General features: G+C 67.2%; 10 protein-coding genes. 2 read left to right on the forward strand and 8 right to left on the reverse strand.

Translation table 11 applies throughout. From position 1 onward, the window contains the following. Positions 1-85: 85 nt before the first annotated feature. The 4 genes from ACCQ04_RS00155 to ACCQ04_RS00170 all read right to left on the reverse strand — a co-directional run bounded on the left by ACCQ04_RS00155 (position 86) and on the right by ACCQ04_RS00170 (position 8,564). A complete protein-coding gene (locus ACCQ04_RS00155) occupies positions 86-1,171 on the reverse strand; it encodes an acyltransferase family protein (RefSeq protein ID WP_184432739.1) in 1,086 nt (361 codons plus the stop codon). A 679-nt stretch (positions 1,172-1,850) separates the two neighbouring features. Then, positions 1,851-3,332, reverse strand: a complete 1,482-nt coding sequence (locus tag ACCQ04_RS00160; protein ID WP_226427990.1) for a glutamate synthase small subunit GltD family protein — start codon at positions 3,330-3,332, stop codon at positions 1,851-1,853. A gap of 176 nt (positions 3,333-3,508) precedes the next feature. Next, complete coding sequence (gene gltB, locus ACCQ04_RS00165; protein WP_184631293.1) at positions 3,509-7,981, reverse strand: glutamate synthase large subunit; 4,473 nt, start codon at positions 7,979-7,981, stop codon at positions 3,509-3,511. 202 nt (positions 7,982-8,183) lie between these two features. Further along, positions 8,184-8,564, reverse strand: coding sequence for an I78 family peptidase inhibitor (locus tag ACCQ04_RS00170; protein ID WP_016901590.1), 381 nt, complete (start codon positions 8,562-8,564; stop codon positions 8,184-8,186). Between the two features lie 58 nt (positions 8,565-8,622). On the opposite strand from ACCQ04_RS00170, the gene ACCQ04_RS00175 reads away from it, so the two are divergent. Further along, on the forward strand, positions 8,623-9,900 hold the full coding sequence (locus ACCQ04_RS00175; protein ID WP_179464965.1) for a DNA topoisomerase IB: 1,278 nt from the start codon (positions 8,623-8,625) through the stop codon (positions 9,898-9,900). Between the two features lie 201 nt (positions 9,901-10,101). Here the strand turns inward: ACCQ04_RS00175 and ACCQ04_RS00180 are convergent, their stop codons facing one another. From ACCQ04_RS00180 to ACCQ04_RS00195, 4 genes are all read right to left on the reverse strand, one after another. Beyond that, positions 10,102-10,446 (reverse strand): hypothetical protein, encoded by a 345-nt coding sequence (locus ACCQ04_RS00180; RefSeq protein ID WP_024940425.1) that lies wholly within the window; start codon positions 10,444-10,446, stop codon positions 10,102-10,104. 227 nt (positions 10,447-10,673) lie between these two features. Further along, positions 10,674-10,895: a hypothetical protein gene (locus ACCQ04_RS00185; RefSeq protein ID WP_046345213.1), complete on the reverse strand. Its 222-nt coding sequence runs from the start codon at positions 10,893-10,895 to the stop codon at positions 10,674-10,676. After that, positions 10,892-19,552, reverse strand: a complete 8,661-nt coding sequence (locus ACCQ04_RS00190) for a glycoside hydrolase family 94 protein (protein ID WP_372358622.1) — start codon at positions 19,550-19,552, stop codon at positions 10,892-10,894. The genes ACCQ04_RS00185 and ACCQ04_RS00190 overlap by 4 nt, the downstream gene beginning before the upstream one ends. A 132-nt stretch (positions 19,553-19,684) precedes the next feature. Continuing rightward, complete coding sequence (locus tag ACCQ04_RS00195; protein ID WP_372358623.1) at positions 19,685-20,515, reverse strand: trypsin-like serine protease; 831 nt, start codon at positions 20,513-20,515, stop codon at positions 19,685-19,687. Between the two features lie 438 nt (positions 20,516-20,953). Between ACCQ04_RS00195 and ACCQ04_RS00200 the strand changes: the two genes are divergently transcribed. After that, positions 20,954-21,352 carry a BlaI/MecI/CopY family transcriptional regulator gene (locus ACCQ04_RS00200; protein ID WP_181097819.1) on the forward strand — a complete coding sequence of 133 codons (399 nt, stop codon included), beginning with the start codon at positions 20,954-20,956 and terminating at the stop codon, positions 21,350-21,352.

Raw genomic sequence — 21,352 nt, forward strand, 5'->3', positions numbered from 1 at the left:
GTGTGTGGTCGTATGACCGCACGACATCAGCCGTATCAGCCGGATCGGCAGCGCCGCTGGGCGGCACTGCCGGCAAGGACTGCGGCTATGCGGACACCGGCGAGGCGTGCAGCTTGCCGGCGACAGGCAAGCTGCGTGGGCGACGCACCGGCAGCGGTGCGGAGAACAGCAGGTTCAGCGCGGGCAGGCGGCCCGGTGCGCGCAGCAGGCACAGCACCGCCGGCCCCAGCACGCCGACACTCAACAAGGCGAAAAACAGCACCGTCCCCTCGTCGATCCAGCGCGGCAGCAGGTAGGCCAGCACGATGAACGGCGGAAAGTGGCTCAGGTAGAACACCACCGAGTTGCGGCCCACATAACGGATTGCCTGCGCGGCCGGTTGCCGGTTCGCCCACATCGCCGCGGTGATCAGCAGCGGCAGCGCGACCAGCACCAGCGGCAGGTAGCCGATCCAGATGCTGTGCAGCGCGGTGAGATTGGCGATCAGCACGATGGCGCACAGGCTCAGGCACGACAGCGGCCAGATCCAGCGCGGTGCCTGCCGCAGCAGTGCCGGCACCCGGCCGGCCAGCAGCGTGCCGATGTAGAAGAACGCAAAGTAATAGAACGGATCGGCACCCTGACGCAGCAGCGGACCCAGGCAAACCGAGCCCAGCACGGTCGCGGCCAGGACCAACGGCGCCGGCAGCCGGCGCAGCAAGGGCATCAGCACCAGAAACACGAACAGGTAGAACAGGAACCAGGTCAGTGCCACGTTGCCCACTGCGATCTTGCCCAGGTCCACCCAGGCGATGGGTTCGGCCTTGGCCAGCACCGAGCCGGCCTCGCGCAGGGCGAAGATCAGCACCGACCAGAGCAGGTAGGGATACAGCACGTGCCGCAGCTTGCCGCCGAGGTAGGGCGCGATGCCCTTGTCCAGCCCACGCGCCACGAACAGGCCCGAGAGCAGGAACATCAGCTGCATACGCAGCGGCGCCAGCGAGCGGTTGAGGCGCTCGATCGACAGCATCAGTGCGCTGCTTTCTTCAGCAGCGCCGCCGCGCAGTTCCGGGTAGGCATCGAAGGCAAAGCCGTAGGCGTGCAGCACGATCACCATCAACACGCTGGCACCGCGGAGCCAGTCCACCCAGTCGTCGCGTCCGTGTTGGCCGGTAGTGAGTTGCTGTGTCATGAGGTTGCTTCCTTGGTGGGGCCCACGGCTTCGCCGCCGCGGGGCGCGGCGACAGATGAATGAGGTCTGGAGTCCGCGGCGGCGGTATCGCGCACCGGGATGGGACCGACTGCCGTCATCGCCGAGCACATCCGGCTCGACGCAGGGCGTGCTGCGCGTCGCTGGTGAGTCGGCAGCATCGCGTTGGACGGCGACAGCAGATATGTGACTTAAATCACACTTCTATAGTGGGTGCAATCGTCGAGGCTGCAGATCGATGCAGGCCCGGGTGCATGCCGATGGCAGGCTCAAGCGTATGTGCGAAAGGCTGCATGGCGGCTGGGCGCTTGCGTTTGCTGGCACTCCCGTCCGGCGCGCCGTGTGTCCAGCGAGATGCCGATCGCGGAAGAGGCGTGCGTGTGGCCTCGCGCGCTGCGGGTCGGACAAGCCACGACCTTGCGGATGCGATATCGGCGTTACGCCACGAGGCGTGTGGCCTGCGTGGCAAGCAGGTGGAACCCTGGGGCATGAGTCAGGCGAGAGTCTGGTCGCCTACAGGAGCGTTTTCCGCGCGGTAGGTCGCGGTGGATGCGCTGCATCGAGCAGCGTCATGCGGCCTGGCCGCCAACGCAGCGTGCGGGTTGCCCGCACGCGAGCCGGTAACCAGCGGTGGGCGCCGAGCCCACGCGCTGGTCGGCACTCAGGCGGCGGCCGGTTCCTTGACCTGCGCCTTGACGCCCAGCAGCTGCACGATGCTGCCGGCCGCATCGCGGCCTTCGGCCACCGCGGTGACCACCAGGTCGGCGCCGCGCACGCAGTCGCCACCGGCGAACAAGCGCGGATTGCTGGTCTGGTAGGGCAGGCGGCCGTTGTCGTCGGCCGGTGCGACGATGCGGCCGTTGTTGCCGGCTTCCACGCCCTGCGCTGCCAGCCAGTCGGGCAGGGTCGGCGAGAAGCCGAAGGCGATGATCACCACGTCCGCTTCCAACAGCGATTCGCTGCCTTCCACCGGTACCGCGTTGCGCCGCCCGCTGGCATCTGGCTCGCCGAGCCGGGTTTCCACCACGGTCACGCCGATCGCTTCGTCGTCGGCGCCGGATTCGATCGACAGCGGCTGACGGTTGAACAAAAAGCGCACGCCTTCCTCGCGCGCGTTGGCGACCTCGCGTGCAGAGCCGGGCATGCTGGCCTCGTCGCGGCGGTAGGCGCAGGTAACCTTGGCCGCACCCAGGCGGATGGCGCTGCGCACGCAGTCCATGCCAGTGTCGCCGCCGCCCAGCACCACCACGCGCTTGCCGTTGAGATCGGGCAGCGCCATCTGGTCTTCCCAGCCGGCGATCGGCCGGCCGTGCGGGTCATTGCCGCTGACGATGCGGCTGTTCTGCACCAGGAACGGCAATGCCGGCAGCACGTTCTTCAGGTCCTGCCCGGGCAGCCCGCCATCGGTGTAGCGGTAGGCACCGGTGCCCAGGAACACCGCATCGAACTCGCCCAGCAACTGCTCGATGTTGACGTCGCGGCCCACTTCCACGCCCAGGCGGAACTGCACGCCCATGCCTTCGAGGATCTCGCGGCGCTTGCCGATCACCGACTTGTCCAGCTTGAAGCTGGGAATGCCGAACTGCAGCAGCCCGCCGATCTGCTCGTAGCGGTCGTAGACCACCGCCTCGATGCCGGCACGCACCAGGCGGTCCGCGCAGGACAGGCCGGCCGGGCCGGCGCCGATCACCGCCACCCGCCACCCGCTCGGCTGCACATTGCCCAGGTCCGGGCGCCAGCCCATCTTGAAGGCGGTATCGACAATGTATTTTTCCACCGCGCCGATGGTGACCGCGCCGAACTCCTCCAGCGTGCAGCTGCCTTCGCACAGGCGGTCCTGCGGACACACCCGCCCGCACACTTCCGGCAGCGGATTGGTGGAGTGGCACAGCGCGGCGGCTTCTTCGATGCGGTTTTCCTGCACCAGCTGCAGCCACTGCGGGATCGCGTTGTGCACCGGGCATTTCCAGCTGCAGTACGGGTTGCCGCAGTCCAGGCAACGGCCGGACTGGTACTGCGCGTCGGCCTTGTCGAACTTGCCGTACAGCTCGCCCCAGTCACCGGACGTACGCAGCTCCACCGGAATGCGCGTGGGCATGGTCCGGGGCAGGTCGAGGAATTGGAAGGCTTGCTTGCGGCTCATAGGGCTGGGATTCGGGAGTTGGGATTGGGGATTCGCAACAGCGGGCGACGGGGGGCGGACGCGGTGCGAATCTCGAACAAACAATCACGACGCTGGAAGGCCGGGAGTGGAGATTCGGGAATCGGGATTCGCATAGCTTGAGCGAATCCCCAATCCCGACTCACCAATCCCATCACTCAAGCGGCACGCCTGAGCGACTCTGTCAGCGACTCGATGCTGGCGGCCTTGGGTTTGACCAGCCAGAACTTGCCGATGTAGTCGCGGAACTCGTCCAGGATCTGCTGCGCCCAGATGCTGCCGGTCAGCTCGCGGTGGCGGCTGATCAGGGTGTGCAGGTGCTGGCGATGGTTCTCGAAGCCCTCGGCGGAGACGCGGTGGATGTCGATCAGCTCGTGGTTGTAGCGGTCCACGAAGTCGCGTTCGATATCCAGCACGTAGGCCAGCCCGCCGGTGAAACCGGCGCCGAAGTTCAGGCCGACCTTGCCCAGCACCAGCACCACGCCGTCGGTCATGTACTCGCAGCAGTGGTCGCCGGCACCTTCCACCACCGCCAGCGCGCCGGAGTTGCGCACCGCAAAGCGCTCGCCGGCGCGGCCAGCGGCGAACAGCTCGCCGCCGGTGGCGCCGTACAGGCAGGTGTTGCCCACGATCGGCGTGCTGCGCGCCTCGAAGCGCGCCCCGCGCGGCGGGCGCACCACCAGCCGGCCGCCGGCCATGCCCTTGCCGACGTAGTCGTTGGCTTCGCCTTCCAGCTCCAGCTGCAGGCCACCGGCGTTGAACGCGCCGAAGCTCTGCCCGGCGGTGCCGCGGAAGCGCAGATTCAACGGCGCATCGCTCATGCCGTGGTTGCCGTGCACGCGCGCGATGGCGCCGGACAGGCGCGCGCCGATCGAGCGGTCGGTGTTGTGGATCAGGAAACGGTGGTCGCCGCCGCGCTTGTTGGCGATCGCATCGGCGAGCAGGCCGTCCATCTGCGTGGCCAGGCTGTCGGGCGATTCGTACAGGCGCTGGGCCGCGCAATGGCTGCCGTCGTACTGCGCATGCGTGAGCAGGCGCGAGAGATCGACCTTGACCCCGGCACGCGGCGAGACCTCCAGCTGTTCGAGCAGGTCGGTGCGGCCGACGATGTCGTCCAGCGAACGCACGCCCAGGTAGGACAGCCACTGGCGCACCTCTTCGGCCAGCAGGCGGAAGAAATGCTCCACGCGCTCCGGCAGGCCGGTGAAGTAGTTCGCGCGCAGGCGCTCGTCCTGGGTGGCCACGCCGGTGGCGCAGTTGTTGAGGTGGCAGATGCGCAGGTACTTGCAGCCCAGCACGATCATCGGCGCGGTGCCGAAGCCGAAGCTGTCGGCGCCCAGCAACGCGGCCTTGACCACGTCCAGGCCGGTCTTCAGGCCGCCGTCGGTCTGCAGGATGGTGCGCTCGCGCAGGTCGTTGGCCACCAGCGCCTGGTGCGACTCGGCCACGCCCAGTTCCCACGGCACGCCGGCATAGCGGATCGAGCTGACCGGGCTGGCGCCGGTGCCGCCGTCGTGGCCGGACACGGTGATCAAGTCGGCGCCCGCCTTGACCACGCCGGCGGCAATGGTGCCGACGCCGGCATGGGCCACCAGCTTCACCGACACCAGCGCGGTCGGGTTGACCTGCTTGAGGTCGTAGATCAGCTGGGCCAGATCCTCGATCGAATAGATGTCGTGGTGCGGCGGCGGGCTGATCAGGCCGATGCCGGGCTTGGCGTAGCGCAGCCGCGCGATCAGCTCGTTGACCTTGTGGCCGGGCAGCTGGCCGCCTTCGCCGGGCTTGGCGCCCTGGGCGACCTTGATCTGCAGCACCTCGGCGTTGACCAGGTATTCCGGAGTCACGCCGAAGCGGCCGGAAGCCACCTGCTTGATCTTGGAGCGCTTCTCGGTGCCGTAGCGGGCCGGATCTTCGCCGCCTTCGCCCGAATTGCTGCGCCCGCCCAGGCGGTTCATCGCGATGGCCAGCGCCTCGTGCGCTTCGGGCGACAACGCGCCCAGGCTGATCGCGGCGGTGTCGAAGCGACGCAACACATCTTCGGCCGGGGCCACCTCGTCCAGCGGGGTCGGGGTGTCGGCGCGCTTGAGCTGGACCAGATCGCGCAGCGTGGAGGCCGGGCGCGCATGCACCGCATCGACGTACTTCTGCCAGTCGCCGGCATCGCCGGTGCGGGTGGCGCGCTGCAGCGTCATGACCACGTCGGGGTTGTACATGTGGTACTCGCCGCCGTGCACGTACTTGAGCAGGCCGCCCACTTCCGGCTTGAGCTGGTCGTTCCAGGCGCGTGCGGTGAGCTCGCGCGCCTCGGTATCCAGCCGTGACAGGCCCACGCCGCCGATGCGTGCGGGCGTCTCGGCAAAGCACAGCTCCACCACGTCCGGGTCCAGCCCGACGATCTCGAACAACTGCGCGCCGCGGTAGCTGGCGATGGTGCAGATGCCCATCTTGGAGATGATCTTGGACAGGCCCTTGTAGATGCCCTTGCGGTAGCGGCGGCCGATCTGCGACTGCTCGCCGCCCTTGCTCAGCTGCAGGATGCCGCGCCGGCCCAGGTCGAACAGCGTCTGGTAGGCCAGGTACGGATACACCGCGGTGGCGCCGAAGCCGAGCAGGCAGGCCATGTGGTGCGCATCGCGCGCGGTGCCGGTTTCGATGATCAGGTTGACGTCGCAGCGCAGGCCCACCTTGCACAGGTGGTGGTGCACCGCGCCGGTGGCCAGCAGCGCATGCGCCATCGGCCGGTCCGGGACCGGGTAGCGGTCCGACAGCAACAGCATGACGGCGCCGGCGCGCGCGGCCGCTTCCACTTCCTGGCAGATGCGTTCCAGGCCGGCCTTGAGGCCTTCCTCCACGCTGTAGGACAGGTCGATCAGGCGGTTGCGCTCGACGTACTGCTCCATCTTCAGCAGCTGGCGCAGCTTGCGCTGGCTGAGTACCGGCGAGTTGAGGATGACGTGGTTCACCGTCTCCGCGCCGGCGTGGAAGATGTTGGTCTCCTTGCCGAGCTGGGTGGTGAGCGACATCGCGATGCCTTCGCGCAGCGGGTCGATCGGCGGGTTGGTGACCTGCGCGAAGGCCTGGCGGAAGTAGTCGTACAGCGGCCGGGTCTGGCGGCTGAGCACCGCCATCGGGGTGTCGTCGCCCATCGAGCCGGTGGCTTCCTGCTCGGTCTCGGCCAGCGGGCGCAGGATCTGCTCCACTTCCTCGGTGCTGAGCTGGAACAGCTTGTGGTAGCTGCGCAGGGTCTGCTCGCTGAAGGGTTCTTCCACCAGCGAGGGGTCGATCAGCTCGGTCTGCAGATAGGTCACGCCCTGCTGCAGCCATTGCTTGTACGGCGCGCGCGCACGGTTGATGCGGTCGATGGCGTCCGAGTCCAGCAGGTCGCCGCGCTTGAGGTCGATCGCCATCATCTCGCCCGGGCCCAGCTTGCCCTTGCGGGTGATGCGCTCGGCCGGCAGCTCCCACACGCCGGCCTCGGAGGCGACCAGGAAATGGCGGTCGGAGGTCAGCATCCAGCGCGCCGGGCGCAGGCCGTTGCGGTCGAGCATGCAGGCGGCATAGCGGCCGTCGCAGGCGACGATGCCGGCCGGGCCATCCCACGGCTCGGTGTTGAGGCCGTAGAACTCGTAGAACGCAGCCAGGTCGGCGTCCTTGAACTCCAGCGACTGGGTCGCCGGCGGCACCAGGATGCGCAGCGCCTGCAGCAGGTCCATGCCACCGGCGATCAGCAGCTCGAGCATGTTGTCCAGGCTCTGCGAGTCCGAGCCGTGCATGGAGATCACCGGGTCGAACTCGGCGATGTCGAAACGCGGGGTCTGCCACACCTTGCTGCGCGCCTGCGCCCAGCGGCGGTTGCCTTCGATGGTGTTGATCTCGCCGTTGTGGGCGAGCAGGCGGAACGGATGCGCCAGCGGCCAGCGCGGCAGCGTGTTGGTGGAAAAGCGCTGGTGGAAGACGATCGCGCTGGAGGACAGGTCGCTGCGCTGTAGGTCCGGGTAGAACGTGCTCAGCTTGTCCGGCAGCACCATGCCCTTGTAGCTGATGCCGTTGGGCGAGAGCGTGGTGACGTAGAAGTTTTCCACCTCGCGCAGCGCCTGCTCGGCGCGGCGGCGCGCCAGGAACAGCGCCAGGGTGAAGCCGTCTTCGCTCTGCTCGGCGCCGGCATCGACGAATACCTGTTCGATGCGCGGCAAGGTGTCGCGTGCCAGCTGGCCGCAGACGCTGTCGTCGGTGGGCACCACGCGCCAGCCGCGGAACTGCACGCCGGCGCTGTGCAACTGGGTTTCCAGTTCGGTGCGACAGCGTGTGGCATCGGCTTCGTCCAGCGGCAGGAACACCACACCGGCCGCGTAACGCGTGCCCAGGGCGATGCCGGCATCGCGCGCCAGCCCGCGCAGGAACGCATCGGGCTTGCGGATCAGCAGGCCGCAGCCATCGCCGGTGAGGCCGTCGGCCGCCACGCCGCCGCGGTGGGTCATGCGCGAGAGCGCCGCAATTGCGGTGTCCACCAGCGAGCGGGAAGGTTGGTCGTCCAACTGGGCGACCATGCCAAAACCACAGGCGTCGCGCTCATCGCGCGCGCTGTTGTAGAGACCGTGGTCGTTGAGCCCTTGGCGAGTGCGGGGGGCCATGTCTGCCTCTTTGCGATCTGGGAGAGCGGCGACGACGTTGCAGCGCTCGATCCGTGGAGCGTTTCGAAGAGGTCACCGGATGATCGACTAGACCACAGTTGATGCGGTGCCGCAATACACCGTTACAGCTGCAACGAGGGCGGCTGCAAGGCCTTGTGCCAGCTGGCTTGGCGCCTGTTCGTCAACAGGCGCCAACCTGTGCTCAGCCGCAACGCACCGAGGCGATCACGTTCTTGGCATCCACTTCCAGATTGAGCCGTTCGCCGTTGAACTCCATCGTGGTCATCTGGCCGGGTTTGAGCACGCGCACCGACTTGGCGCCTGCGTCTGTGCGGGCCTGGTCGCTCACCGCATCGGTCAGCGCCTGGCCCACCAGCGATTGCACCTGGGTGGCATCGCAGCTGCCGATCGGCGGCGCTTCGGGCGCGGCCGCCGGTGCCGGTGCGGCGGCCTGTTCGGCGGCTTGCTGCGCCTTGGCGGAGACGGCTTCCTGCTCGTCCGGTTGCGGCGAACCGCAGGCAGTCAATGCCGCCAGCACGACCAGGGTACAGGCCAGACGGGCGGTAGGCAGGACAGCGCGCATCGATGACTCCAGCACAGTAGGGGAGGCCCAAGCATAAGCAGAAAACCCGCTCGCGGGCATCGCTTGCCCACATGGCGTTGTCGCAGCGTTGACGCGGCCTAGTCCTGACCGGCTCAACAATCGGCGCCTGTCCTTCGATCCGTGCGCAATGAAAGCCAAACGTGTTCTTCGCAATGCCGCCGCCACCGCCAGCGCGGCCGGCAAGCTGGCCACCGTTGCCGCCGGCGCGGTGGCCGCCACCGCCGCGGTGGCGAGCGTGGCCGCGGTTGCACAGGCCAAGGCCACCGCGCGCGCGGCCGGGCTCACCTACGTCAACGATCAGCAGCCCGGCATCAGCCGCCGCAAGGCCGGCAAGAGCTTCAGTTACCGCAGCGCGGATGGACAACGCGTAGCCGATGCCGACACGTTGCAGCGCATCCGCGCGCTGGCGATTCCGCCGGCATATACCGAGGTGTGGATCTGCGCCAAGCCCAACGGCCATCTGCAGGCCACCGGCCGCGATGCGCGCCGGCGCAAGCAGTACCGCTACCACGCCGATTGGGCGCAGGTGCGCGGCGAAGGCAAGTTCGAACGGGTGATCGCCTTCGGCCAGGCGCTGCCCAAGCTGCGCCGCCGGCTACGCCGCGACCTGGTCTTGCCGGGATTTCCGCGCGAGAAGGTGCTGGCGATCGTGGTGGCGTTGCTGGCCGACACGCTGGTGCGCGTGGGCAACGCCGAATATGCGCGCAGCAACCGGTCCTACGGGCTGACCACGTTGCGCAACCGGCACATGGAATTCCTGCGCGGGGGACGTGCGCGGCTGAAGTTCCGCGGCAAGAGCGGCCAGGATCACGATATCGAGGTGGACGACAAGCAACTGGTCAAACTGATCCGCGAGTGCCAGCAATTGCCGGGGCAATCGCTGTTCCAGTACCGCGATGACGACGGCCAGCTGCAGCCGGTGGACTCGGGCGAGGTCAACGACTACCTGCGCGAGGCGATGGGCGAGGATTTCACCGCCAAGGATTTCCGTACCTGGGGCGGCACGCTGGCGGCATTGCAACGCTTGGCACGGTTGCCGCTGCCCGAGCGCATGAGCGAGCGCGCGCTGACCCAGGTGCAGAACGATGTCATCCGCGAAGTGGCCGATGCGCTGGGCAATACACCCTCGGTGTGTCGCAAGGCGTATATCGACCCGTGCGTATTCGAAGGCTGGCGCGCCGGTCACTTGCAGGCCATGGCCACCGGCGTGCGCGGCGAGCGCCAATGGGAGGCGGCCACGCTGAAGTTCTTGAGCGCTTCGCGTAACAAGCCCAAGGCGCGGGCAAGGCCTGCATCAAAGCGGAAGTCCGCTTGAAAACGGCGACAAAAACGACTGCGCTGACCCCCAGGCGGGCGCGGCAGGTGCCACAAGTACAGTCCGGTTGCTGCTCGCCGTCCACGCTTACGTGAAGCCGACGCGCTAGATTTTGTCAGCCACTCCAAGTGGAGGACCGGGAGCCGGATAGCAACAGTGCCTTACCGAATCCCGAATCTCCAATCCCGAATCCCAAACGACTCAGCCGCAGTAGATCGCGGTGATGTTGTTGTTCGGGCCGGTCTCGACGGTGAGGTGATCGCCACCGCTTTCGCTGGCGCCCTGGGCCGGGTCGGCCAGGCCGCTGGCAGTGGTGCCACCGGTGGCGCGCTCGCCGCGGCGCACGCTGACCTGCAGGCTGTCGCTGTCCACGCGCGCGCGTTCGATGGTCTGTGCCGCCGCGGCCAAGCCGACTGCGCCGCGCACCTTGTCGATATGGCACTGCCCGGAAATGGCCCCGTCGATGGGCTGCACCTGCACGACCTGGTTGGAGGCACAGGCCGAGAGCAACAACACGGCAGCGAGCGGAGCAAGGGTACGGATCATCGGAGATCTCCAGCGGAAGAATGGCGCAAGCGTGAAGAAAGCGTTGTTGGCGTGGCATGAAGACTGCCCGCAGCCCGTGCACACGCCGGCTGACGCTGTTGGGCGTGGCGCCCCAGTCGGCGCGCGGCCCCGGCAAAACCGGCGCTGCGTACCATCTGCACGTACAGCGCAATGTCACCGAGATCGACCACCAGCGGCCTTGGCGCGTGCGGAGACTGCCTGCGTGCTTACTGCGTCCGCGTCAGTCCGTGACGGCGCAGCAGCTGCCGCAGGCGGCATTGCACCCGCTGCAGATCGGCTGCAGCCGCCTCATCCAGAATGCCTTTGGCCAAGGCATCGAATTGCGGCCAGAACTGGCTGGGGTCGCGCACCCGCTGCGGCCAGACCGACAACATCTTGCCCAGATCGGAAAGCTGGTGATTGGTGTGGGTGCGTATGCGTGTGCTCATGTTGCGTCTCCCGGCCAGTCCAGGGCGACAGCGTGGACCGTACCGTCGTCGACCAGAGTGAAAGCAAGCTCGGCTTGCTGTATGCCGTCGATTTCCAGCCGTGGCTCGACACCGGGGCGCTGGGTGACGTCGATGACGTAGGTGCTGGTGCCGAAGCGATAGCGCAGCTGGTACTGGGACCAACTGGCCGGGATGCACGGCACGAGGTGCAGGCGCTCGCCGTGGCGTTGCAGGCCGAGCAGCGATTCGGTCAGCAAGCGGTACATCCAGCCGGCTGCGCCGGTGTACCAGCTCCAGCCGCCGCGGCCGGCGTGCGGCGCCACCGCGTAGACATCGGCCGCCAGCACATAGGGTTCGGCCTTGTAGCGCTGCACGCCCGCCGCGTCGCGGGCGTGGTGGATCGGGTTGATCAGGCCGGCCAGTTGCCAGGCCCGCGCGCTGTCGCCCAGATGCGCGAAGGCCATCGTCGCCCACACCGCCGCATGCGTGTACTGGCCGCCGTTTTCGCGCACGCCGGGGACGTAACCGCGGATATAGCCGGGGTCGTGCCCGGTGCGATCGAACGGCGGCACCAGCAGCTTGACGATGCCGGCGTCGGGATCCACCAGCTGCTGGTGCATCGCGTCCATCGCCTGTGCGCTGCGTGCCGGGTCCATCGCACCGGACAGCACCGCCCAACTCTGCGACAGCGAATCGATGCGGCATTCGTCTGAATCGCTCGAACCCAGCGGCGTGCCGTCGTCGAACCAGGCCCGCCGGTACCACCGCCCATCCCAGGCATGCTGCTCCAGCGCGGTGCGCAAGGCCTGCGCGTGCGTGCGGCAGGTCGCCGCGAATGTCGCATCGTCGCGCTGCACGGCCACGTCTGCGAACCTTAGCAGCGTGTCGTAGAGGAAGAACCCCAGCCACACGCTCTCGCCCTTGCCGTCCTTGCCGACCCGGTTCATGCCGTCGTTCCAGTCGCCGCTGCCGATCAACGGCAGGCCGCGTTCGCCCAGCCGTGCCATGCCGCGTTGCAGGGCGAGCACGCTGTGCGCGTACAGCGACTGCATGTTGCCGGCGATCTGTGGCAGGTCGTAATACGATTCCTCGTCGGGCTTGAGGGCGCGCCCGTCGATAAAGCTCACCCGCTCGTCCAGCACACTGGCGTCGTTGGTGACATCCAGATAGCGGCATAGCGCCTGCGGCAACCACAGAAAATCGTCCGAGCATTGCGTGCGCACGCCGCGGTCCTGTGGCGGGTGCCACCAATGCTGCACATCGCCCTGCACGAACTGATGCGCGGCGCAGCGCAGCAGATGCGCGCGTGCCAGCGCTGGCTGCGCGTGCACCATCGCCATGCTGTCCTGCAACTGGTCCCGGAAGCCGTACGCGCCACCGGACTGGTAGTAGCCGCTGCGTGCCAGGAACCGGCAGGCGATGGTCTGGTAGAGCAGCCAGCCGTTGGCCAGCAGATCCACCGCCGGATCGGGCGTGGTCACCTGCACGGTGCCCAGAATCTGCTGCCAATGCGCGCGCACCGCCAGCAAGGCGGTGTGCGCGGCGGCCACGCCACGGCTCTGGCGGGCCAGTGTCAGTGCGGTGTCGCGATCCACCGCCGCGCCCAGGCGGAATACCGTTTCGAAGCTCTGTTCGGCCGCCAGCGTGACCGGGATCTGGATCGCCGCGCACGGGTCTAGGCCGGCACCCACGCGCCCGGACAGACGTTGCCGGCTGAGTGCGGCGGGCGCGGCCAGGCTGCCATTGCGCCCGATGAATTCGCTGCGGTCGGCAGTGATGCTGCGGCTGGGTGCATCGGCATCGAAGAACGCCACGCGCCCGTCGAACTCGGTGTTGTACGGGTTGCGCGCGGTCAGCACGCTGCTGCCCAGATCCACCTCGCTGACCACGTGCAACTGCGAGCGGGTGCGGATGTCGCCCAGCACCCATTCCACGTACCCGGTGACGCTGAGCCGGCGTGGGCGGCCGGAAAGATTCTTCAACCGCAGATGGCTGAACTTGATCGGGCGCTCCACATCCACGAACACCCACAGCTCGCTGCCGATGCCGTGTTCGATATGGCTGTAGACGCTGTAACCGAAGCCGTGGCGCACCGTGTAGCGACCGCTGCCGCGGCATGGCAGCGCCATCGGCGACCACACCTGGCCGGTGTCTTCGTCGCGCAGGTAGAACGCTTCGCTGGAGGCATCGCCGACCGGGTCGTTGTGCCACGGCGTGAGCCGGAATTCGTGCGCGTTTTCGGCCCAGCTGTAGCCGGGGCTGCTGTCGCTGACCACGCTGCCGAACTGCGCGTTGGCCATCACGTTGCACCACGGCGCCGGTGTGGCGGTGCCTTCGTCCAGGGTGATGCGGTATTCGCGGCCGTCGGCGGCGAACGCGCCCAGGCCGTTGTCGAACAACACCGGTTCTTCGGCGGCGGCCTGCAGGGTTCGGTCCAGGTAGGCGGCGTGGGTGCTGCTGAGGTAATCGGCGCTGTCCAGTTGCTTGATGGGCTCCAGCAACGGCGGATGCGCACGCGCGCTGGGGTGGCGCTGCAATTGCGCGTCCAGGCTGCCGTTGGCATCGCTGAGGATCGCGCGCGCCACGGTCTGCAGCAGCACGCGGTCCTCCTGCGAGATGTGTTCGATGGCGCGCACGAAGATGCCGCCGGGGCGGTCGAGCACATTGGCCTCGGGGTCTGCGGCGATCAGGCCCAGGATGGCGTCCTGCAGCGATTGCCGATAGCCGGCCTGGCTTTCGTTCCAGATCACCAGATCCGCGCGCAGGCCTTTCAGGCGCCAGTACGCGTGTGCCTGCACCAGCTGGCGCACCAGCTCCAGATTGTCCGGGTCGGCGATGCGCAACAGCACGATCGGCAGATCGCCGGAGATGGCGTGACTCCACAGCGCCGACTGGCCGCGATGGTTGTGCAGCAGCACCTCGCTGTCGGCGCGCAATTGCGGGTCGACGAACAGCACGCGTGCGGCCAGCCGTTCGTAGAGCATCGCGTCTTCCAGCGAGGCGTTGATCTGCCGGCGGATGACCTGGCTCTGGGTCAGCGCCAGGTCGAACACGCGGTCGGCCAGACGGCGGTCGCGGTACTTGTCGATCAACGCGGTGCAGGCCGCGCGTTGGGTGCCGACCCCGTAGACCATGTCCACCTGCGCCTGTTGATCCGGCGCCAGCGAAATGCGGCAGCGGATCGCCACGATCGGATCCAGCACCGAGCCGGCCGCGCCGGACAGGCTGGCCTGATCGCGCAGGGCCAGCGGATTGCGGGTGCTGCGCCCGCGCCCGACAAATGCAGCGCGATCGGTCTCGTAGGAGATCGACGCCACGTCGGCATCGTGCACTGCCACCAAATGCAGCATCCACGGCTGCGCCTCGTCGTGCCCGCGCGGGCGACGCGTGCACAGCAACGCCTGTTTGTCGGCCAGGATTTCGGTCTGCACGAACAGGTTGCTGAAGGCCGGATGCGCCTCGTCGGCCTGCGCCGGTGCCAGCACCACTTCGGCGTAGGTGGTGATTTCGATCACCCGCGTCTGCCGCGAGCGGTTGCGGATGCGCAAGCGGCGCAGCTCCACATCGTCTTCGGCGGAAATGGCGATTTCCAGATGGCTGTCGTAACGCTGGTGGCTGCCCTTGAACTCGGCCTTCGCATCGGAAAAGATCGCCTCGTACCGTTCCACCGGTACGCAGGTGGGCTGATGCGCGGCCGACCACACCGCGCCGCTGTCCACATCGCGCAGATAGCAGAACGTGCCCCAGTGATCGCGGGTGCCGTCTTCGCGCCAACGCGTCACCGCCATGTCGCGCGCGCGGCTGTAGCCGCCACCGGCCGACGTCAGCATGCCGTGGTAACGCCCATTGGAGAGCAATTGCAGCGCCGGCTGCGGCAGATTGGGGTCGCGATGGATGCGCAAGGCCATGCCGGCTTCGGTGGCCACAGGGCGCTCGGCGGCGTCGGCCAGGCCTTTGACATACACGCCAGCGCGCGGTGCACGCTCCTGCAACAGCAACAGCGTGGCCTGGAATTGCGGGTCGGCGACAAAGCGCTTCTGCATCGGCCCGTCGCGCAACACGTGGTCCAGCGCCAGCAGCGCCATGCCCTGGTGATGCGACATGAACGAGCGCACCAGCGCATGCTGTTCGCCACGCGGCACGCGCGAGGGGGTGTAGTCGATCGCCTCGTACAAGCCGAAGCGCCCGCCAAATCCCAGCGCCTGCAGTTGCTGCAGATTGCGGCAGGCCGCATCCGGCTCGACCATCAGCGCCATCGCGCTGGCGTAGGGGGCGATCACCAGATCCTGGCCCAGGCCACGCTTGAGCCCCAGGCCGGGCACACCGAACGCGCGGTATTGATAATTGCGCTGCGTATCGACGGTGTTGTAGCCCGATTCGGACACGCCCCACGGCACATCGCGTGCGGTGCCATAGCGGATCTGCGCCTGTACCGCACCGCGCATCGAACGGCTCAGCAAGGTCTGCGGGTAGCTGGGCATGACCAGATCGGGCATCAGGTACTCGAACATCGAGCCGCTCCACGACAGCAGCGTGGGCTCGGCGCCGGTGTCGGTGAGCGTGCGGCCGAGTGCGAACCAGCTCTCCTGCGGCAACTTGCCCTGGGCGATCGCCACGAAGATGCCCAGGCGCGCCTCGGAGGCGAGCAGATCGTAATGGCCGCTATCCAGGCGCTGGTCGTCGACGTTGTAGCCGATCGACAGCAACTGCTGGGCGGGGCTGTAGAGGAACTCGTAATCCAGCTGCGCCAGCTGCCCGGCGATATGCGCAAGCCGTTGCAGCTCCTGCACGCGTCCGGCGGCCCAGGTCTGCACGCCGGGTGCGTGGTCGCTGACGGCGAGTTGCCGCAGCGTGGCGACCGCATCGCCGGGTTGTTCGGTCGCCTGCGCAGCGCTGCCGGCAGGCGCCGCCGTGCAGTGGCCCACTTCGGCCAGGGCCGCCTCGCAGCTGTCGATCAAGCGTTGCGGCCACGGCTCGTCATTGTCGCTGTCCGGCATCAGCGCCAGGATCGTGTGGCTCTGCGCCAGCAGCAGGCGCAGCGCTTGGTCGGCCTTGTGCAGGCTCGGCGCGGGCTGGCTGCGGATGCTCTGCAAGCTCTGCGACATTGCGTCCAGCGCATTGGCGGCGGCGTCGCTGCGTGTCTGCGCTCGCGATGCCAGCACGCCCAGGGTGTCGGCCAGCCCATCGAACACCGCCATCGACACCGCCGGCGCATCCACCAGTGCCAGCAGGCCTTGCCGCAGCGTCAGCAGATGCCCGACCAGGTTGCCGCTGTCCACGGTGGAGACGTAGCGCGGCAACAACGGCACCAGCGTTTCGGTGTCGTACCAGTTGTAGAAGTGGCCGCGATAACGCGGCAGCGTTTCCAGCGTGGTCAAGGTATCGGCCACGCGGGTCATCACGCCGGCCACCGTCAGGTAGCCCAGATCGTAGGCGGCCAGATTGGCCAGCAGGCCCAGCCCGATATTGGTCGGCGAAGTACGGTTGGCCACCACCGTGACCGGGTATTCCTGCACGTTGTCCGGTGGCAGCCAGTGGTGCTGCGCGGTGCAATGGCTTTCGAAGAACGCCCAGGTGCGCCGCGACAATCCACCGAGGAAAGCGCGTTGTTCCTGCGACAACTGCGCCACCGGTGCGGCGGGTTGTTCGCCCAGCCAGGCCATCAGCCAGGGCGCGGCCATCCATGCCAGCCCCAGCGGCAATGCCGCCCACAACGCCAACGGCGCCCACCACGCCACCGCGGCGATCGCCAATGCCGCGCTGCACGCGGCGCCGGCCATCAGCTGTTGCTCGGCATTGCCGCTGCGCGCGCTGCGCTCCACTTCGCTGGATGGCGCCCACTGCAGCAGATGGCGCCGGGTGATCGACATCCGCACCAGCGTGCGGGCGATGGCGGCCAGCTGCATCCCTGCTTCGAACGGCAGGCAGGCCAGCACCACGCCGGTGCGCAGCAGATGCTGACGCAGCCCCACACCGACCTGGCGCGCGTGATGACGCAGCCCCAGACCCTCGGGCGGATGCGCCAGCGCATACAGCGCCGAACACAGCCCCGGCAGCAGCCATAGCACCAGCAGCCACAGCGTCCAGCGCAATGGCGTGGGTGAGCAGAACCAGCCGATCAGCAACAGACTCAGCGCGGCCGGGGCCACCAGGCTGCGGCGCAGGTTGTCCAGCAGCTTGCCGCGCGACAGCCACGACAAGGGATTGCGCGCACGCCGGCCACCCCGGTCGGGCACCCACGGCAGCAACCACGGCAGCAACTGCCAGTCGCCACGCACCCAGCGCGCACGGCGCTTGGCATCGGTGGCATAGCGTTGCGGGTGGCGCTCGTACAGACGCACGTCGCTGAGCAGCCCGGCGCGCACGTAACAGCCTTCCAGCAGGTCATGGCTGAGCACGCGATTATCGGGAAAGCGGCCGGCCAGCACCTGCTCGAAGGTGGCCACGGCATAGATGCCCTTGCCGATGAAGGAGCCTTCGCCGAACAGATCCTGATACACGTCCGAGACCACACGCGTGTACGGGTCGATGCCCGGCTCGATGCCGAACATGCGCGCAAACCGCGACTCGCCGCCCTCGCTCATGCCGGTGCCCAGGCCCGGCTGCAGAATGCCGTAACCGGCCTCGACGATCTGCCCGGCCGCATCCATGCGCGGCGCATTCAACGGATGCGACATCGCCCCGACCAGCGCGCGTGCCGCATCGCGCGGCAGGTGGGTGTCGCTATCGAGCGTGATCACATAGCGCACCTGCACCAGCGCGGCGACATCGCCTTGCACCTGCAGGAATTCGCTGGCCGCCTGCAGCCGCGCGTCGTCGGCGCAGAGCAGGCGGTTGAGCGCCTCGAGCTTGCCGCGCTTGCGCTCTGCACCCATCCAGCAGCCCTCGCCGGCGTTCCACCGGCGTGCGCGATGCAGCAGGAAGAAACGATCGCCGTGCGCATCGGCATAGGCCGCGTTGAGCCGGTCGATATGCTGCGCCGCATGTGCCACCAATGCCATGTCGCCAGGCAACAGCGCTTGCGCGGCATCGAGAAAATCGGTGAGCAGCGCGAAGTACAACTGTGCGTCGCGGTTGGCCAGGTAATGCATCTCCAAGGCGCCGACCAGCTCGTCGATGGCCTCGTGACTGGCCAGCATGCTCGGCATCACCACCAGCGTGCGGCAATCGGGCGTGATGCCGGCACGCAGGTCCATGCGCGGCAACGGATGCGGGCGCACCCACAGCGTTGCCACCCAGTTGACCAGCGCAATGCCCAGCTCGCTGGCGGCCAGCAGCGCGATGCCAGCGGTGATCCACCACAGCGCCGGCGGCAGTGCGCTCACGCCCTGCAGCAGCACGCCGGTCCACAGCAACGCGATCGCTGCGATCGGCAACAGGTAGAGCGGCAGCGCAACGCGATGCGCGCGCGGGCGAGGGGGGGGCGGCGTATCTGCCGCAGCTGGGTCGCGAAGCGCGGCACGCAGCCGCGGCAATCCCGCATCCACCAGGTAATAGCCCACGTGGTTGGCCACCGGCATCGCGGCATCTGCGTGCGCCGCCAGCTGCAGCACGGCCTCGGCCACGTCCGGCTCGTCGCGGTCCAGGCGCTGCGCCAGCTGTTCCACCACATGCCGGTAGCTATCGCGGGTATGGAAATCCATGCATGCGTAGACGTCGGCCGGATCCTTGCGCAAGGTCTGCTCGACCACGCTCATGGCCTCGACGAAATCGCGCCAATCCATGTCGTCCAGGAACCGCAGGCTGCCGATGCTGTTGCTGATCGAGACCTGCTCGGCTGCCTGGCGCTGGCTTTCGGCGTGCACCAGCGCTTCCACACTGTGGCCCTCGCTTGCCAGCCATTGCTCCACCCAGGCGCTGGCCATCGACAACACCGGCCCACGGCCCTGGATGCCGCGCGTCAGCTCGGCCACGAATGCACCGGTCGCTGGCGGCTGCGACCGCGCCAGGTCGGCCACCACCACCACCACATCCTTGGGTTGGGTGGCGGCAGTGGCGTTGAGCAATGCCGCCCACTGCGCCGCCAGGCTACTGTCGCGTCCATCGTGCATGATGTCGTCGGCAACGCGGCGCAGGTTGTCGATCAGCGCCAGCCGCAACATGATCGGAATCGCCCACAACTCGCCGAGCTTGAGCGGTGCCACCTGTTGGTAGGCGGCGATGAAACGGCTCAGCGTGATGACATCCACGCGCCCGTCGCCATGCGCCACCACCTGCAAGCCCAGCTCGTAGACGCGCGGCAGGCCCACCGACGTTGGCGTGCGCAGACGCGGTAATTGCCGGCTATACCCGGGCGGAAGATGCTGACGCGCCAGGCGCATCTGCTCTTCCACCAGATAATAGTTGTCCAATAACCACTCACCGGCCGGATGCAGGCGCAAGCCATCGGCAGACATTTCGGCCAATCGCGCTGCGGCCGTGCCGAGCGAGCGCTCGTTGAATTTGAGTTGCGACAGCAGCAGCTCGCGGGTAGGCCCGGTATAGAGCACATGCGCCTGCGCCAGGCTGTGCCCCAGCGCCTCCATCTGCTCGTCGCCAAGCAAGGCCGCGCCTTCAGGCACGGCATTGCGCACCGACGGGTGCTGCAGGGTTGCTGCTGGCTGGGTAATCGACTGCCACCAGAGAGAAAACGCAGAAGCCTTCCGCTGTGGCGGCATCGAGACATGACCTGTGCAGCATAAGAGCCGCTAGAACCACGATCATGCGCGCCGGCATGGTGGCGCACGTGAAGGCCGCCCGCTTCATCGCGATGGTTTCTCCCTGGCACGCGCTAGTGGCAGCGGCGCTGGCTAGTTCTCCGCACAGGAGGCTCCATCTGCCGCACACATCACGCCATCGATCCAGGTGACATAGCGTGAGATGCGGACGTTATAGACCATTTGCCCATAGAAACCAGCCTCTAGCTCGTGTTCCGTAACTGCCGTGATCCAAGATCCCAGTCCAATGACTTGCCAGGCGCCCTGAGCTTGCACCACGAGCGGGCCGCCGCTGTCACCGCTTCCCAACACACCTTCGAGGGGCAGCCCCTGTGCAGGGGGATCGAAGCGATACCAGAGATAGCGGTCGTTCGCTCCAGTAATGGCGTTGTAGGCCCGCCTCAACGCGCCACGATGTGGAGAGCCGGGAATCTGCCCCTCGATGCCATTGCCGGTTGCCCCCTTTCCTCCAAACATGGCGACTTTTGTGACCTCATCGCCACCTCGATAAAGAGCGACCGGTACAACCTGCTCAACAGGCGCATCCAACTCGATCAAAGCAATGTCATCCGAACCTGCCAGAAAGGCATGAATTCTGGACGGATCGCCGGACTTTAACGCTTCTTGGCCCAATGCGTCGGGCATGCGCTTGTAGCCAGGATGGACGAAGACCCGAGCAACTTTGTAGGCATTCCCGTTGATGGCCACCTCCGCGTCCATGCCTTCCATGGGAGCTGCGTGTGCGGCGGTGAGGACCCACTTCCGCGCGATAAGGACGCCGTGCCCTTCGCCTGGCATGTCCGCCAGAGCTGGAAACGCGGATTGATCGATTCGATAATTTGAGTCGTCAACATCGGCACGAATGACAACGCCGTTCGCCCCGAATGAAAGGGTGAGCAAAGCAACAAACAGCCAGCGTTTCATGTGTCCGCACGTCCTTGTAGGTATTGATCTGAGCCCCATCTGCAATGTGCTTGCAGATCCCGGCGCAACATAGCTGAGCAGGCTCAAGACAGGGCACGCAATCTGACGAAACGCACTGGTGAGCGACGAAGTCCAGGAAACGATGTCTGAAGCCGGTAGCAGCCTTTGACTCCATCGCCAACCTTGAGATGCATGCATGCGCGGCAGCAAGTTCGAGTCGGCTGCCCGCTGAGGGGCGATAACTGACGCAGCCTCGATTCCCCGGTTGGCTCCGTCAGGTTGGTAAATCTTGCAGCGGGGAACGGTCCGTCGGAGGCGCCAATCTTGGCGAACCTCTTCTTCACGGCTTTCCGTCTGATTCTTCATCTGTACCGCCTCCTGCCATCCGACCTATTGACTACAGTTGTCGTCACACTTACGGTAGCGACAACTGTAGTCATGGAGATCGGCATGCGTGGCAAGACCATCGGGGACCAGGAGCTGGCCCTGCTGCAACACATCGAAGAACAACGGCAGGCCAGTGTCGGCGAAGTGGCGGCCGCGTTCGGTGAGCCGCGTGGGCTGGCGCGCTCGACCGTGCTGACCATGATGGAGCGCTTGCGCGCCAAGGGCTTCCTGCGCCGCGAGCAGGTAGACGGCATGTACCGCTACAGCGCCACCAGCGGGCAGGACGCGGTGGTGCGCTCGGCGGTGGGGCAGTTCGTGGAAAAGACCTTGCAGGGTTCGGTGTCGCCGTTCGTGGCGTGGATGTCGCAGCGCGCCGAGGTCAGCGACAGCGAGCTGGCCGAGCTCGAAGCCCTGGTCGCCAAGCTGCAGTCGCAGCGCAAGGAGGATTGA

It is taken from the genome of Xanthomonas sp. NCPPB 2866, from assembly GCF_041475745.2.
Classification (GTDB): Bacteria; Pseudomonadota; Gammaproteobacteria; order Xanthomonadales; family Xanthomonadaceae; genus Xanthomonas; species Xanthomonas arboricola.

Excerpts from the sequence above, each read along its gene's own strand:
- ACCQ04_RS00155 (WP_184432739.1), bottom strand. The coding sequence starts at position 1,171 with ATGACACAGCAACTCACTACCGGCCAACACGGACGCGACGACTGGGTG.
- ACCQ04_RS00160 (WP_226427990.1), bottom strand. The coding sequence starts at position 3,332 with ATGAGCCGCAAGCAAGCCTTCCAATTCCTCGACCTGCCCCGGACCATG.
- gltB (WP_184631293.1), bottom strand. The coding sequence starts at position 7,981 with ATGGCCCCCCGCACTCGCCAAGGGCTCAACGACCACGGTCTCTACAAC.
- ACCQ04_RS00170 (WP_016901590.1), bottom strand. The coding sequence starts at position 8,564 with ATGCGCGCTGTCCTGCCTACCGCCCGTCTGGCCTGTACCCTGGTCGTG.
- ACCQ04_RS00180 (WP_024940425.1), bottom strand. The coding sequence starts at position 10,446 with ATGATCCGTACCCTTGCTCCGCTCGCTGCCGTGTTGTTGCTCTCGGCC.
- ACCQ04_RS00185 (WP_046345213.1), bottom strand. The coding sequence starts at position 10,895 with ATGAGCACACGCATACGCACCCACACCAATCACCAGCTTTCCGATCTG.
- ACCQ04_RS00190 (WP_372358622.1), bottom strand. The coding sequence starts at position 19,552 with ATGCCGCCACAGCGGAAGGCTTCTGCGTTTTCTCTCTGGTGGCAGTCG.
- ACCQ04_RS00195 (WP_372358623.1), bottom strand. The coding sequence starts at position 20,515 with ATGAAACGCTGGCTGTTTGTTGCTTTGCTCACCCTTTCATTCGGGGCG.
- ACCQ04_RS00200 (WP_181097819.1), top strand. The coding sequence starts at position 20,954 with ATGGAGATCGGCATGCGTGGCAAGACCATCGGGGACCAGGAGCTGGCC.